Origin of the sequence: Acinetobacter towneri (assembly GCF_017498585.1) — a bacterium.
In the GTDB taxonomy this organism is placed as follows: domain Bacteria; phylum Pseudomonadota; class Gammaproteobacteria; order Pseudomonadales; family Moraxellaceae; genus Acinetobacter; species Acinetobacter towneri.
The window spans coordinates 711,208-726,299 of record NZ_CP071766.1 but is presented as its reverse complement, the minus strand read 5'-3'; the positions used below and the strand labels follow the sequence as shown (position 1 = coordinate 726,299).

13 protein-coding genes are annotated in these 15,092 nt (G+C 42.5%); 4 read left to right on the top strand and 9 right to left on the bottom strand.

Annotated features, from left to right (window positions below; genetic code table 11):
* Positions 1 to 70: 70 nt before the first annotated feature.
* The gene (locus J4G44_RS03425; protein WP_096902243.1) at positions 71 to 469 is read right to left on the bottom strand and encodes an MAPEG family protein; all 399 of its coding nucleotides are present in this window, start codon (positions 467 to 469) and stop codon (positions 71 to 73) included.
* Positions 470 to 573: 104 nt separating this feature from the next.
* On the opposite strand from J4G44_RS03425, the gene J4G44_RS03420 reads away from it, so the two are divergent.
* On the top strand, positions 574 to 954 hold the full coding sequence (locus tag J4G44_RS03420; RefSeq protein ID WP_004975646.1) for a hypothetical protein: 381 nt from the start codon (positions 574 to 576) through the stop codon (positions 952 to 954).
* Between the two features lie 99 nt (positions 955 to 1,053).
* Here the strand turns inward: J4G44_RS03420 and J4G44_RS03415 are convergent, their stop codons facing one another.
* The 7 genes from J4G44_RS03415 to J4G44_RS03385 form a co-directional block, all read right to left on the bottom strand.
* Positions 1,054 to 2,730: an AMP-binding protein gene (locus J4G44_RS03415; protein WP_179996483.1), complete on the bottom strand. Its 1,677-nt coding sequence runs from the start codon at positions 2,728 to 2,730 to the stop codon at positions 1,054 to 1,056.
* A gap of 148 nt (positions 2,731 to 2,878) precedes the next feature.
* Positions 2,879 to 5,098 (bottom strand): DNA topoisomerase IV subunit A, encoded by a 2,220-nt coding sequence (parC, locus tag J4G44_RS03410; protein WP_180051989.1) that lies wholly within the window; start codon positions 5,096 to 5,098, stop codon positions 2,879 to 2,881.
* Positions 5,099 to 5,272: 174 nt separating this feature from the next.
* Complete coding sequence (gene niaP, locus J4G44_RS03405) at positions 5,273 to 6,592, bottom strand: niacin transporter NiaP (protein WP_104852902.1); 1,320 nt, start codon at positions 6,590 to 6,592, stop codon at positions 5,273 to 5,275.
* A gap of 156 nt (positions 6,593 to 6,748) precedes the next feature.
* Complete coding sequence (locus J4G44_RS03400) at positions 6,749 to 7,393, bottom strand: trimeric intracellular cation channel family protein (RefSeq protein WP_004975638.1); 645 nt, start codon at positions 7,391 to 7,393, stop codon at positions 6,749 to 6,751.
* Between the two features lie 65 nt (positions 7,394 to 7,458).
* Entirely contained in the window at positions 7,459 to 7,926 is a 468-nt protein-coding gene (locus J4G44_RS03395) for a YchJ family protein (protein WP_154321159.1), read from the bottom strand.
* A gap of 141 nt (positions 7,927 to 8,067) precedes the next feature.
* Positions 8,068 to 9,651: a TerC family protein gene (locus J4G44_RS03390; protein ID WP_178318297.1), complete on the bottom strand. Its 1,584-nt coding sequence runs from the start codon at positions 9,649 to 9,651 to the stop codon at positions 8,068 to 8,070.
* Positions 9,648 to 9,929 carry a hypothetical protein gene (locus J4G44_RS03385; protein WP_207973855.1) on the bottom strand — a complete coding sequence of 94 codons (282 nt, stop codon included), beginning with the start codon at positions 9,927 to 9,929 and terminating at the stop codon, positions 9,648 to 9,650. Before J4G44_RS03385 ends, J4G44_RS03390 begins: the two co-directional genes overlap by 4 nt.
* Positions 9,930 to 9,984: 55 nt before the next feature.
* Here J4G44_RS03385 and J4G44_RS03380 point away from each other — a divergent pair, with 55 nt between their 5' ends.
* Positions 9,985 to 10,605 carry an LOG family protein gene (locus J4G44_RS03380; protein WP_096902251.1) on the top strand — a complete coding sequence of 207 codons (621 nt, stop codon included), beginning with the start codon at positions 9,985 to 9,987 and terminating at the stop codon, positions 10,603 to 10,605.
* A 152-nt stretch (positions 10,606 to 10,757) separates the two neighbouring features.
* Here J4G44_RS03380 and J4G44_RS03375 read toward each other — a convergent pair whose 3' ends face one another.
* On the bottom strand, positions 10,758 to 12,644 hold the full coding sequence (locus J4G44_RS03375) for a choice-of-anchor I family protein (protein WP_207973854.1): 1,887 nt from the start codon (positions 12,642 to 12,644) through the stop codon (positions 10,758 to 10,760).
* 183 nt (positions 12,645 to 12,827) lie between these two features.
* Between J4G44_RS03375 and mdtD the strand changes: the two genes are divergently transcribed.
* Together mdtD and J4G44_RS03365 are read left to right on the top strand one after the other, a co-directional pair.
* Positions 12,828 to 14,219 carry a multidrug transporter subunit MdtD gene (gene mdtD / locus J4G44_RS03370; protein ID WP_180062050.1) on the top strand — a complete coding sequence of 464 codons (1,392 nt, stop codon included), beginning with the start codon at positions 12,828 to 12,830 and terminating at the stop codon, positions 14,217 to 14,219.
* Positions 14,220 to 14,352: 133 nt separating this feature from the next.
* On the top strand, positions 14,353 to 15,090 hold the full coding sequence (locus J4G44_RS03365; protein ID WP_420830720.1) for a glycoside hydrolase family 25 protein: 738 nt from the start codon (positions 14,353 to 14,355) through the stop codon (positions 15,088 to 15,090).
* Positions 15,091 to 15,092: the final 2 nt, after the last annotated feature.

The window sequence follows — 15,092 nt, the reverse complement described above, 5'->3', positions numbered from 1 at the left end:
TTTCTGTCCTGAATTACTGCGCGATTATACATCTGCAAGGCAAAAATACATATTTTCACACCTGACTTGATCAGGTCAGTTTAATCACCATCAGCAAAATACAAATTGGACAAAGTAAAGACAGCATCCAAACAATTGAACGCAGCGTCGCCCAATTGGCTAAATAACAAATTCCATAAATAATGCGCAGCACAATATAAGCAATACCAAACATCATCACCACCACTTGTGGGATGACCATATATTCCGCCATGAGCACTGCAGCAATAAATAAAGGCAGGCTTTCAAAACTGTTTTGCTGTACGGCGTTAGCACGTGCAGCAAAACCTGTGGTTTTGGCTAAAAATTCACGTGGATTTTGGTTATCTTCACGTTTAAAGCCACCTGCCATTTTTGCGACAACAGCAAAGACATACGGCAATAAGCAAGCAATAATAATTAGATAAACAATTCCACTTATGCTTTGCATCAATTTTTTCTCATAAACTGTATTGAGAACTTATCATAACATGGCATTTCTTGAATAAATTTTGTTAAATAGCATGTTTTAAGCAATTGTATAAAGGATCCATTATGGTCAGCCCAGATCAAAAGGAAATGTTAGATGTACTTGAAAAGCAGCGCCAACATCAACTGCGAGTGGATCGTGTTTTAAAAATTGTGTTGCCTATTGTGGCATTTTTATTGATGGTGATTTGCGCCAACATGAACGTATGGTCGACCATTTTTACCTTCGTTGTACTTTGGGTGGCGTTTTATGCGGTAGGGATTAAGCGCTTACCGCTCTGGCACTGGATTATTGTGATTGTGGTGTATTGCTTAATTGATAATATTTTAAGTTATGGCAGTTTTAATCAATCAGGTTTTAGCCGCCAATTTGGTGCGATGTTTATTTTCTTGGGTATTGTGGGTGTTGGGCGTCGTTACTTTGACCGTTGGCTGATGAAAGAGTAATACTTTTGCCTTTATCGAACAAGAAACAATCTATTTTCTATAGCATATAAAAAATGCCCCTGAGTTTTCAGGGGCATTTTTATTTCAGAGTAGAATGAATTACGCAGTCTTACGCAAATCTTTACGCAAAATTTTACCTACGTTTGATTTTGGCAATTCATCCATAAACTCCACATAACGTGGGCGTTTATAGCCAGTTAAGTTCTCTTTAGCGAACGCTAATACTTCTTCTGTGGTCAATGATGGATCTTTTTTCACCACAAACAGTTTTGGCACTTCACCTGATTTTTCATCTGGTACACCAATTGCAGCCACTTCCAATACTTTCGGATGCTTCGCAATCACTTCTTCAATTTCAGATGGATACACGTTAAAGCCTGATACCAAAATCATGTCTTTTTTACGGTCTACAATTTTCACATAGCCGCGTGAATCCATAACACCAATATCACCCGTACGGAAGAAGCCATTAATCATCACTTTATTGGTTTCATCTGGACGGTTCCAATAGCCTTTCATGACTTGTGGACCACGGATTGAAATTTCACCTTGCTCACCCAGTGCAACTTCATTGCCGTCATCATCCAAAATAGCCACTTCAGTTAATGGTAATGGAATACCAATTGTGCCAGTGAATTCTTCAGATGCAGGCGGGTTTGCCGTTGCAACTGGCGAAGTTTCAGACAAGCCATAACCTTCAATGATGTTAGTGCCTGTCACTTTTTTCCATGCTTCAGCAGTCGATGGTAATACGGCCATACCACCACCCATCGCCATTTTCAATTTGCTGTGATCAAGCTGTTTAAACTCTTCATTGTTCACGAGCGCATTGAATAAAGTATTCACCGCAGGGAAGAAAGTTGGTTGATATTTGCGTAATTCTTTCATCACCGCAGGTAAGTCACGCGGGTTTGGAATTAAGACGTTTGCCTGACCTTTGTACATGCCGTAAAGCGCACACACCATGAATGCAAAGATGTGATACAGCGGCAATGCACAGAAAATACGGTCATCTGGCTGACCATCTTGTGCACCGAATTTACTCTGGAAAATACCATCACATTGCAGCATGTTTGCCACAAGGTTGCGGTGTGTTAATTCTGCACCCTTAGATACACCTGTTGTACCACCCGTGTATTGCAACACAGCCGTATCACTTAAAGTTAAGCTTGGGCGTTTGTAGTTGCTTGGGCTTACTTTAGACATTGCTGCGTTAAATTTAACGTGACCCGGAATGTTCCATGCAGGAATTTGCTTACGCACTGAACGTAAAACAAAATTCACCAACGTGCCTTTTAATGCACCTAGCATATCGCCCACAGAAGCAACAACAACATGCTTCACAGGGGTTTTACCAATAATCGCCTGATAAACGGATGCAAAGTTTTCAATAATCACTAAAACTTCAGAACCAGAGTCATTTAATTGATGCTCTAACTCACGCGAAGTATAAAGTGGATTCACGTTCACCAAAACTAAACCTGCGCGGAACACCCCCAGTGCAACCACAGGATATTGAAGTACGTTCGGCATCATCACCGCAACACGCGAGCCAGGTGCCAAACCTAAACTTTGTAAATAAGTTGCAAATTTACGGCTAGCTTCTTCTAGTTCACTAAAGCTTAAAACCTTATCCATAAAGATAAAGGCATCACGTGAACCAAATTTTTGGAAATTACGTTCAAAAATGTCTACGAGTGACGTATTTTCTGCAGGCAGTTCTACAGTTTCTGGAATCCCTGTCTTTTGGTATTCAGCAAACCAAATCTTTTCCATAATGCCAATTTCTCCAATCAATAATCCTTAGTTTTAAACTGTTTTTCTCAATACAGGACGTCGTTCTTTGCTTGTTTATGTCCCGTATTGCATCCATTTTCACGAATATAAACCATATATAACGTATTTTGCTTAAAAAACGCTAGTATTATCTTTGAATTAACAGTTTATTTGCTTTTTGGTAACCGCGTGGTAAGAGATGACCTTTCGTGCCGCGCTTCGCCACATACTTCAGCAAATCGTCGCCTTTGAGTTTGAGTTGTTGCTGTCCTGCAAATACTTGAATTGCTTCATCTAAACTTAAAGGCAACATAGACACCAACTGATCTTTTTCCTCAAGTTGTATCAATTTATTACCTTTACCTTTATTCAAAATTGGCAATTCTGACAGCTCAATCACCAGTAAACGCCCTGCTGAACTGAGCAGTGCAACATGACTCGCGTGTTCAATCATTTGCAAGTTCATCACTGTCGATTGTTCAGGCAAAGACAGGAATGCTTTACCTGCTTTGGCACTGGTATCTAACTGTTTGGCCTGCGTTTTAAAGCCGTAACCTTTGCTGCTGGCTGCTAAAATTTCAGCTTCATCATCGGCAATCAGCAATTGTTTAAAGCCAACACCACTGGCAGGAGCAAGTTTTGAACTTAATGGTTCGCCCAAGCCACGTGCCGAAGGCAGGCTATTAATTGGCAACGCATAACTGCGTCCCGTATCATCTAAAATATAGACGCGCTGATTGGATTTGCCTTGTGCATGACTGAGATATTGATCACCCGCACGGAAATTTAGATTTTCCGCATCGACCTCATGCCCTTTGGCACAACGAATCCAGCCTGCTTCAGACAACACCACCGTTACAGGGTCGGCAGGTAGCATATCTTGTTCATTAATCGCAGTCGCTTCGGCACGCAATACAATTGGTGAACGACGATCATCACCAAACTTTTTCGCGTCTTCTTTCAACTCACTGATAATTAAATTTTTCAATGATTCAGGATTCGCCAATTGTTCACGAATAATGGCAGCGCGTGCTTCTAATTCTTCTTGTTCACGACGAATTTCCATTTCTTCAAGCTTAGCCAAATGACGCAGCTTTAATTCCAAAATGGCTTCAGCCTGAATTTCATCAATACCAAAATGCGCCATCAACTCGGCTTTAGGATGATCTTCTTCACGAATAATCCGAATCACGGTATCAATATCTAAATAGGCAATCAGCAAACCTGCCAAAATGTGCAATCGCTTTTCGATTTTATTGAGATGATATTGCAAACGGCGTGTGACGGTATTTTTTCGAATCTCAATCCATTCCAGCAAAATACGACGAATCGATTTCACCTGCGGACGACCATCTGCGCCAATCATGTTCATATTGACACGATAGCTCGATTCTAAATCGGTCGTGGCAAACAAGTGACTCATCACCGCTTCGGCATCAATACGGTTGGAACGCAGTACAATCACCAAACGGGTTGGGTTTTGATGGTCAGATTCATCACGCACATCGCTCACCAACGGCAGTTTTTTCGCCTGCATTTGATCGGCAATTTGAGTAATGATTTTTGAACCCGAAACCTGATACGGCAATTCTGTGATCACGATTTCATTTTTTTCAATGCTGTACACCGCACGCATACGGTAACTACCACGACCCGTACTTTGCATTTTCAGCAATTCTTCAGGTGGGGTAATAATTTCAGCTTTGGTCGGTAAATCTGGCGCAGGAATATATTCTGCGACTTTTTCATCGGTTAAATTTGGGTTGCGAATCAGGGCAATTGTGCCTTTCACCACTTCACGCAAGTTATGCGGTGGAATATCGGTGGCCATCCCCACTGCAATACCTGTAGTGCCGTTAAGCAAAATATTCGGTACACGCGCAGGCAAATTGACAGGTTCTTTTAATGAACCATCAAAGTTATCTTGCCAATCACAAGTACCTTGCCCCAATTCAGCCAAAAGCACTTCACTATATTGCGATAGTTTGGCTTCGGTATAACGCATGGCGGCAAAGGATTTCGGATCATCGGGTGAACCCCAGTTACCCTGCCCTTCAATAAATGGATAACGATAGCTGAACGGCTGCGCCATCAACACCATAGCTTCATAACAAGCAGAATCACCATGTGGATGGTATTTACCCAATACATCCCCTACGGTACGGGCCGATTTTTTCGGTTTGCCGCTGTGCTTGAGTCCAAGCTCACTCATGGCGTACACAATACGGCGTTGTACAGGTTTCAAACCATCGCTGATATGGGGTAATGCACGATCCATAATCACGTACATGGCATAGTTAAGGTATGCACGTTCAGTAAATTCTGCTACGGAACGGTTTTCTGTTGCATGATGCGCAAGGCTTGTCATAAAACCTGTCGTCCTAAATCATTTGTTTTTGTATCAATCGGCTTATGCTATGCCGCAGCAGCATCCTGCACAAGGGCTAGTAAGGATGCTCTGCGACAATTTGTGTCTTATGCCGTAAAAATATTCATTTTATAAAAAACAGCAATGCAAAATATACGATGGCTGGTGGTTATTTTACAAACCTATCGACTCTAAAGTTCTGCCTTTGGTTTCTTCACCCAACACCACAATCACCAAGGCAACGGCCAATAAAACCGCTGTAAACATCATAAAGACATAACTAAAGCCATTTTGCATAACCATCATGTGTGTGACCACCATCGGGGCGATAATACCGCCCATGCGTCCAATGGCCGAGGCCCAACCTGAACCAAAAGCACGAATATTGGTTGGATATTGTTCAGGAGTATAGGTGTATAGCACCCCCCACGCGCCCAAGTTGAAGAACGACATCAAACAACCCCAGAACATGATCATCGCCACACTATCCGCCTGACCAAAGAAGTACGCCGATACGGCACACATGCCAATAAAACCTGCCAGTGTGGCTTTGCGGCCTAATTTTTCGACCAGCCAAGCGGCTGCAATATAACCGGGTAATTGCGCCAAAATCATGCCCAACACATATTCAAATGACTGTACGATGCTGTAGCCTTGCTGCACCAACAGACTAGGCAACCAAGTGAAAATGCCATAATAGGAATAGACAATGCCAAACCAAATCAGCCACAGCATTAAACTACGACGTGCAAATGGTCCCGACCACAGTTGGGTAAAAGAGATATGCTGTTTAGCGGCAACAGGCTGAACTTCAATCTGTTCAATGACTTCTACCCCACATTGACGCTCAAACTTTTGTACCAGTGCATGTGCTTCGGCAATACGACCACGATTGATCAGATATGGGATAGATTCAGGGACTTTTTTCCAGATAACCAAGGCATATAAGGCAGGCAAACCACCGATTAAAAATGCTGTATGCCAATCAAATTTTGGAATCACAAAATAAGAAACCAATGCCGCACATAACCACCCCAAGCCCCAAAAACTTTCCAGCAATACAATAAAGCGCCCACGCACATGCGCAGGAATGTATTCACTGACCAACGTCACCGCTACGGGAAGCTGCCCGCCCAAACCTAAACCTACAATAAAGCGAAAGACCAGTAACCAAGTTAAATTCGGCGCAAAGGCACAAGCGGCAGTAGCTAGACTGTAAATCACCAAGGTGGTGGCAAATACAGTTTTACGTCCAATTTTATCGGCCAGACCACCTGAAAAGACTGCGCCAATGGCCATTCCGACAAAGCCAATTGACACCACCATGCCTTTTTCGGCAGGGGTCATGCTCCAGTCTTCTGCCATTTTTGCCAAAATAAAGGAGATCAGTCCTGTATCCATGGCATCAAACATCCAGCCCAAACCAATCACCACCAGTAGGCTATAGTGGAATTTTCCAATGGGTAGACGTTGCACACGCGAAACTAAATCCATAACACACTCTTTAAGTTGGCTAAAAGGATATGGGCTAAAACACAACTGCTGTTGTATTTTTATACTATGAATTGACAGGATGTGGATAGCATTAAAAAACCGATCTGGTGATCGGTTCGCTTCTATTTAGATATTCAATACAATTCTTATAACCAATTAGGTTTCATCTTTAGAGGATGCTGAATGTTCATCATCGTCCTGATAAATAAATTTAGGCATTTCTAAGCCAAAATAAATCGCAATCAAACGCAAAGTAAAACCAAAAACAAGTGTTGAGATCACGGTCAATTCAAGCGACAAACCGATTTCGATACACAACCAATAGCAAATCACGGACACAAAAGAAATACTGGCATATAGCTCACGGCGGAACACTAAAGGCACATCGTTACACAGAATATCACGCAGAATCCCACCTGACACACCTGTTAAGACGCCTGCAACGGCAGACACCACAAAGCCATGCCCCATTTCCAAAGCAATTTGACAACCAATAATAGTGAAGCCAATTAAGCCTAAAGCATCGAGCACCAAGAAAATGGAACGTAAATGACGCATCCATTTGGCAATTAAAATGGTGATAAAAGCTGCAATACAGGTCAGCACCAAATATTCAGGATGTTTGACCCAAGTCAGTGGATAATGCCCTAATAACACATCTCGCACCGAACCACCACCCAATGCGGTGACACAGGCAATTAAGGTGACACCAAACCAATCCATGCTACGACGCCCTGCAGACAATGCGCCTGTCATCGCTTCTGCGGTAATCGCGATTAAGTAAATGACCAACAACAACATGGACTTGCCCTTCTTTCACTAGGCCAATAGATGCGCGTTATAATAAGCGAAAAACCAAGATAAAGTTATAAAAATTGCGCACAACATTGCTTAAGTTTTTTACCCGAACCACAAATACACGGCTGTTTCATAGTCGGCTGTTGCCCTGTGGTCGGATCTAGAAAATACCAACGGGCCTGATGTTGCACAAAATGGGAAATTTCATGGTGAATTTGCGCCTGCTTGGCATCGTGGTAATGGGCTTTAAATTCAACTTGGGCATGGCTTTTATCTAGCTTTTCATTGCTATTCAGCACTTCGAGCTTTAACCATTGATTCGACTTGCTCCAATCTGCAATTGCGTCAACATCCAAACTTGCCTGTTGTCCTAGCGCAGTAGTTTGCACAATATAATCAATTTGTTGCAAGGCAAAAGCGCTATAGCGTGAACGCATGAGTTGGCTCGCGGTTTCTGCATGTGCCTGCCCCACGTGTAAAGGTTGGCAGCAGTATTGATAATCGCCTTGCCCGCACGGACATGCCAAGTGATGCATAGAAAATTCCAGAAATTTAAATCAATAATAGGGTCTGTTGACACTTCGTCTATATTTGCAATGGCAACAGCCCCAAAACAGCCTGACAATGCAGGCTATTTTAGCGGAAGCACAAGACTGAAATGCAGTTTGGCGTTCAGTTTATGATGCGCTTGAAGATTCCTGCTGAATCAAATGCACTTTTTCAATTTTATGTCCATCCATGGTCACAATTTCAAAAACATAACCATCGGAAAGCAGCTTTTCACCGTTTTCAGGCAAACGCCCCAAATGGAATAAAATATAGCCTGATAAAGTTGAATATTGCTCGCTTTCATCCACCAAATCACGACCTAATAATAAAGATACGTGACGAATATCAATGGAACCATCTAGCAATAATGTGCCATCTTCCAAACTTTCAGCACTGGCTTCGAGAGCATCTTCATCAGGGAATTCGCCTGCAATTGCTTCCAGAATATCAATAGGTGTGGCAACGCCTTCAATCGAGCCATATTCATTCAGCACAATCGCCATTTGCAGCGGTGCTTGACGCAATTGCTCCATCACCATCAAAACTTGGGCATTTTCATGCACAATCACGGGTTCACGCAAATGTGTTTCAAAGTCCAGTACACCTGTTTCAATGTATTGATTCATAACTTTATGGGTTAAGACAATGCCTGAAATATTGTCCAGTTCACCACGTGCCACAATCACTCGTGAATGGGTCATACTTAATAATTGGCTGCGAATTGAAGCATCATCTTCGTCTAAATCAATCCATTCCAATTCAGGGCGTGGCGTCATCACCGACTTTACAGGACGCTCAGATAAGCCCAACACTCCTTGTACCATCACGCTGTGATAGACGCCATTTTCAGCATCAAAGACTTCATCGGCAAAGGCGCGGGTAGCTAAAACATCTTCATTGATATGACTGCTTTCTGCCGTATTTTGACTTTTGCCACCTAACATCCGCATCACAGCCGAAGCAGTACGGTAGCGCAAATCGGTGGTGGTCACGGTTTTTTCCTGATTTCTGCGGATGGTTTGGTTCAGGAATTCAATCATCACCGAGAAACCGATGGCGGCATATAAATAGCCTTTTGGAATGTGATAACCAAAACCTTCCACCACCAATGAGAAACCAATCATCATCAGGAAGCACAGGCATAGAATCACCACGGTAGGATGCTTATTGACAAAGTCCATGAGCGCCTTAGACGCCCACAACATAATGCCTATCGCAATGATCACCGCAATCATCATGACCGATAAATGCTGCACCATGCCCACAGCGGTAATCACGCTGTCGAGTGAGAACACTGCATCTAGCACTACAATCTGCACAATCACCATCCAGAAAGTCGCGTGCACAGGGTTTTCTTCTTTTAGTGCTGGTTTGCCTTCAATGCGTTCGCGCAGTTCCATGGTGCCTTTAAACAACAGGAACACACCACCAAACAGTAAAATCAGGTCACGTCCAGAGAAAGGATGTTCAAAAATATGAAACAGTGGTTGGGTCAGAGTGACGACCCACGCGATAGAGGCGAGTAAAATCAGGCGCATCCCCAAGGCGAGAAGCAAGCCCACCACCCGTGCCGTATTGCGTTGTTCTGGCGGTAATTTTTCTGCCAAAATGGCAATGAACACCAAGTTATCAATGCCCAGTACAATTTCAAGCACAATCAGGGTCAATAACCCGACCCACGCTGCGGGGTCAGACATCCATTCAAAGATCATGCGCTCTTCTCCTGAATATCATGGGTCATAAGTGCCACACGGCGATGACACTGAAAAGATAAGTTTGCTTGCTCTGGTTGGCACAGCATGTAATTTAAAAATATTCGTTCGGTGCGACTACTGCCACTGTCCATGACGATTCTATAGTTGTCAGACAAGCTTTGAGTATAGGAAAGTTTGCGCTCAGATTCATCCCCTTTTTGCGACATCATCCACGCCAATGCAGCACTTTCACAAATCTTTGCAAATTGAACACTGCATACTGACGGGTTTGTCATATTTGAGTACTAAGCTAGAGCCAACAAAAAGAACATGCTATGGTGAAGAAAATAAATGAATAGCGAATTAAGAATGACCCAATATATCAATAATCCATCTCCTCAAACCTCTCAACCTTTAGTGGCACTGTACTGTGGTTCGCGCTCTGGCAATAACCCGATTTATCAGGAAAAAGCAGTACAACTGGCAAGAAAACTAGCCGAGCAAGGCTTTGGTATGGTCTACGGCGGCGCGAGTATTGGATTAATGGGTTTGGTTGCTGACACCGTTGTGCAACATGGTGGGCAAGCGGTGGGAGTAATTCCTGAATTTATGCTGGATTATGAAATTGCCCACAGTAATTTAACCGAATTACACGTAGTAAAAAGCATGCATGAGCGTAAGGCGATGATGGCAGATCGTGCCAGTGCCTTTGTGGCGTTACCAGGTGGCTTGGGTACTTTTGAAGAAATTTTGGAAATTGCCACTTGGGGGCAATTGAATCAGCACCAAAAACCGATGATTTTATATAATGTAAATGGCTTTTATGATGCGCTGATTCAGCAGTTAGATCATGCGGTGCACGAAGGTTTTTTACCGCCACAACACCGCGCTAAACTAATTGTATGTAACCACTCCCATAAAATTATTAATGCCTTGAAGAATTTGGATTCTCCACGTCATTTTGTTGGTTGAACTTTTTTAGCTGCATGACATAGCAATAAAAAAATAGAAGTGAAAGCGAGTCGGTGACTCGCTTTTTTTAATTCACTGTTCATTGGTTGTACAGCATAAAAAAGAGAGCACCGTAGTGCTCTCTTTGGTTTGCATCTAAGTTTATAAATTAATTAGTTTAATTTGATTTGATAAACTGCGGTTGTACCACTCACTTCATTACCCACAACCAAAAGTGGCTTGCCGTTAGGCGAATCTTTGGCTGCAATAAAGATCAAACCTTCAGGACCGAGATTTGAATTTTCAACGGTAACCGCATTACCTTCTGCATCGAAAGATGTACGGGTTTCGCTGAATTTACGGTCATTAAAATATTCAACAAATGAGGCTTGTGTCGGCTGGGTAATATCATACACCATAATCCCGCCCATACGCTCCAACCCAATAAAGGCAAAGGTTTTTTGACCAATTTTACCTAAGGTAATCCCTTCTGGTTCAGGGCCTTTATTGTCACTACGATCATCTACACTTAATTTTTCATGGTTGGTATTGAAGTAATCTGGGAATAATTCAGCAGCTTTACGTTCAAAGTCATTTTTTGAGTCCCAAACAATTTTTTTGGTTTGAGGATCGACAATACTGAATGAACGTCCACCATAGGCATATAGTTTGTCATAGGTCATAAAACCATTGCTATCCAGCACAGGTTCACCATTTGCATCTTTCTTGTAACCCTGCGTCCAAGTAATGGTTAAACGACCCAATTGTGAATCTTTAATTAAATTCTCTGCACAGACTTCATTGGCATCGGTAGTGGTACATGCTTTAAATACGTTTGAATCAAGCTTTGCGCCTTTAACTCCTGACTTTAATAGACGCAAATGCGCAGCATAATCGCCATTGGTACGGAAACCTTTACTATTAAATAAGTGTTTAACACGAATTTCTTCGGCATAACCTTGAGTGAGATCATCCGTACTGAAATATAAGTCTTCATCAAGCAACCATTCACGCGCATCGCCTTCATTGGCAGTGACCAAGTAGCTTTGTCCATTGGCTTGATATTGCGCAATTGCATCTGGCATATACATGCCGTATAAGCCTGGCCAAGCTTGAATATTAATCATCCCCTCATTTTTAGCACAGGCTGTAATCGTTTTACCGTTATAGTCTTGTTTACCAACAACACAATCACGATCACCAGCATCTAAAGCATTTGCAGCTAAGCCAAAGTCTTTATAGCCCAAGGGGAAAATATCGACCACTTGGTCTTGAATCAAATCAATCACAGCAATAGCATTGTTTTCTTGTAGACTTGCCCAAGCAGTTTTACCATCGTCACTCACCGCAATATATTCAGGCTCTAAATCTTGTGCGACAGTCGCATTTGGCCCAAAAATACGCACGCCCGCATCAAGCAATTCCTGCTTACGTGTATTCCATGCCTGAAAATCTGCAGTTTTTACAGTAGGCTTGTTGATGTCAGTTAGATTAATAATACTGATTGAACCTTCTGGATCAATCTTATAACCTTCATTTGGCTCACCTTCATTGGCAACCAAGACTTTTTTGCCATCTGGAGTAAAAGTCAACATATCAGGCAATGCACCGACTTCAACTTTGCTGATAAAGCTCAGGTCTTTGGCTTTAAAAAATGCCACGATGCCTTTATCAGTTTTAGGTGTTGCCTGAACAGCTAAAGCGACAATACCTTGATGTACCGCAACACTATTGACTTCAGAATTCGCCAAATGAGTCTTGGCATCCAAGCTGTTCAGCTTAACAGGTGCACTTGGGTTGCTTAAATCCAGTACATCGACCACGCCATTTTTCGCATTGACTACAAATAAACGCTTACTTTCAGCATCATAAGCAGGAATTTCCGCAGCACTCGCACCAAAAACTTGTGCATCGTATTCCCCTAAACGCTCCAAACTAATTGTTGTAGGTGTTGCTTCAACAACTTCTTCTTTTACAGGAATAGGATCATTATTATCATTACATCCCACCATCCCCACAGACAATAAAGCCAACATTAATGCAGAAATTTGCGTTTTCATAAATTACTCATCATTTTTCTAAATGCACCCAACTTACAAACTCAAAGTGAATAATCGGTGACAAATAGATGACAATTTCATTGCATTTCCTTGAATTTTCAAACACTTTTCATGTTTTTATAGATGCAGTCCGCTAGATTGCAAAATGGTTTAAACTAGACCAAATGTCCATTTTGCCGAGTTATGAACCAAACACCGACCCATCAAGCCCTGCATCCTGAATACCGTCTTTTGGTATTTCTGGTTTCAATTGGCTTTTTTATGCAGGCGCTCGACACCACCATTGTGAATACAGCAATCCCTGCAATGGCGAATAGCCTGCAGGAAGACCCGCTGCGGATGCACAGTGTTGTGGTGGCGTATGTGCTCTCGGTGGCAGCGTGTATTCCATTAAGTGGATGGTTGGCAGATCGTTTTGGGGTACGCAATACCTATTTTGCAGCGATTATCATTTTTACCCTTGCCTCTTTGGGTTGTGCTGCAGCAGCGAGTCTGAATGAATTACTGTTTTATCGGGTGATTCAAGGTATTGGTGGCGCATTGCTCTTGCCTGTCGGGCGCTTGGCGATGTTAAAAATCATTCCACGTACCCAGTTTTTATCTGCCATGAGCCTGATGAGTCTGGCAGGGTTGATTGGCCCCTTAATTGGCCCAACTCTGGGTGGCTGGTTGGTCGAAGTCGCCACGTGGCACTGGATTTTCCTGATCAACATTCCTATGGGCATCTTGGGCTGTTGGATTTGTATTAAAGCCATGCCGAATGTGACTGAAACTGAAGTTAAAAACTTTGATTTTCTCGGGTTTATCCTATTAGTTGTGGCGATGGCGGGCTTATCTTTAGGCATCGAAAATTTTGCCAATCCACAATATAACCTGCTTTGGAATTTTGCGTTAATCTTGGCTGGTGGTATTGCTGCAGCATGCTATGCTCGCCATGCTCACACCCATCAAAATGCCTTATTTCGCAGTGATTTATTTAAAAATCGCTTATATGCGATTGGTATTTTAGGTAACTTTTTTGCCCGCTTCGGGGGCAATGCCATGCCTTTTATCATGCCAATCATGCTGCAGGTGGCTTTTGGTTTTGAACCATTTATCACAGGTTTGATGATGATTCCAACTGTGCTTGGTTCTTTGGTATCTAAACCAATTATTCGGCCTTTAATTCAACGTTTTGGCTATCGGCAGTTTTTACTGACCAATACGTTATTGGTCGGGGCGTGTATTGCTAGTTTTGCGCTGACCACTGCTGAAACTGCGACTTGGTTACGTGCCTTGCATTTTTTTATATTTGGGGTGCTTAATTCATTGCAGTTTGTGGGTATGAATACCTTTACACTCAAAGATTTACCTCAACAAGATGCCAGCAGCGGCAATAGTTTTTTATCCATGATTATGATGCTGTCGATGAGTATTGGCGTGGCATTGGCAGGTACTTTGGTGAATATGTTTAGTGCCTATTACGGCGCAGGACAGTTAGTCAGTGCCTTTCATGCCACTTTAATTTGTTTGGGTGTATTAAATATTTTGGCATTTTTAGTGTTTTGGAATATCCCCAAACACACGGCTGTTTAAAACGCCATTACCGAAAGCGCATGGTGCTACACCGCACTGCACGTTATGATATGACTTTGCTCCGCGAAGCTTTTTCAACATGTGCAAACCGTCCAATCAAGCTAAAAACTCAGCTTTTACACCGCACTATCGTATGACCATTGCGATGCTTGGCAGTGCTGTTTTGGCGGTTTTATTGTATTTGGGTGTGTTGCGCCAACAACCTGCGGCAACCGAAGAATATCCGATTCAAGGATTTGACGTGTCACATCATCAAGGCGATGTTCAGTGGCATAAAATTTCCCCACAAAAATATGCCTTTGTCTATTTAAAAGCCACCGAAGGGGGCGATTTTAAAGACCGTAAATTTCAGGATAACTGGCTCAAAGCCCGTGAACATGGCTTTTTGGTCGGCGCCTATCATTTTTATCGCTTATGCCGTGATGGAGCAATTCAGGCAGAAAACTTTATTGCGACTGTTCCAAAAAAATCCGACAGTTTGCCACCTGTAATTGACTTGGAGTATGACAGCAACTGCATCAATACCTATACCAAAGAACAGTTACTGCGCGAAATTCAAATCATGCATGATATGCTATATCAACATTATGAAAAACAACCGATTTTTTATGTATCCAAAGCCTTTTACAATATGGTATTGACTGAAAGTTTCAAGCAAACCCCTCTATGGGTCAGAGAATATCAGGGTAAACCACAACTGGCAGGTCAGCCAAAATGGTTGTTTTGGCAACATACCAATCAGGGTCAAACAAAAGGTATTCACACCCCAGTCGACCTAAATGTTTTTTATGGCAATAGCAAACAATGGCAGCATTTTTTAACAGACAACGCAATTCAACCCACAAGACTTGAACCGAACCAGAAAAAATAACA

What these genes read in the sequence shown, in the direction of transcription:
- J4G44_RS03425 (WP_096902243.1), bottom strand. Translation starts at nt 469, where the DNA reads ATGCAAAGCATAAGTGGAATTGTTTATCTAATTATTATTGCTTGCTTA.
- J4G44_RS03420 (WP_004975646.1), top strand. Translation starts at nt 574, where the DNA reads ATGGTCAGCCCAGATCAAAAGGAAATGTTAGATGTACTTGAAAAGCAG.
- J4G44_RS03415 (WP_179996483.1), bottom strand. Translation starts at nt 2,730, where the DNA reads ATGGAAAAGATTTGGTTTGCTGAATACCAAAAGACAGGGATTCCAGAA.
- parC (WP_180051989.1), bottom strand. Translation starts at nt 5,098, where the DNA reads ATGACAAGCCTTGCGCATCATGCAACAGAAAACCGTTCCGTAGCAGAA.
- niaP (WP_104852902.1), bottom strand. Translation starts at nt 6,592, where the DNA reads ATGGATTTAGTTTCGCGTGTGCAACGTCTACCCATTGGAAAATTCCAC.
- J4G44_RS03400 (WP_004975638.1), bottom strand. Translation starts at nt 7,393, where the DNA reads ATGTTGTTGTTGGTCATTTACTTAATCGCGATTACCGCAGAAGCGATG.
- J4G44_RS03395 (WP_154321159.1), bottom strand. Translation starts at nt 7,926, where the DNA reads ATGCATCACTTGGCATGTCCGTGCGGGCAAGGCGATTATCAATACTGC.
- J4G44_RS03390 (WP_178318297.1), bottom strand. Translation starts at nt 9,651, where the DNA reads ATGATCTTTGAATGGATGTCTGACCCCGCAGCGTGGGTCGGGTTATTG.
- J4G44_RS03385 (WP_207973855.1), bottom strand. Translation starts at nt 9,929, where the DNA reads ATGACAAACCCGTCAGTATGCAGTGTTCAATTTGCAAAGATTTGTGAA.
- J4G44_RS03380 (WP_096902251.1), top strand. Translation starts at nt 9,985, where the DNA reads ATGAATAGCGAATTAAGAATGACCCAATATATCAATAATCCATCTCCT.
- J4G44_RS03375 (WP_207973854.1), bottom strand. Translation starts at nt 12,644, where the DNA reads ATGAAAACGCAAATTTCTGCATTAATGTTGGCTTTATTGTCTGTGGGG.
- mdtD (WP_180062050.1), top strand. Translation starts at nt 12,828, where the DNA reads ATGAACCAAACACCGACCCATCAAGCCCTGCATCCTGAATACCGTCTT.
- J4G44_RS03365 (WP_420830720.1), top strand. Translation starts at nt 14,353, where the DNA reads ATGACCATTGCGATGCTTGGCAGTGCTGTTTTGGCGGTTTTATTGTAT.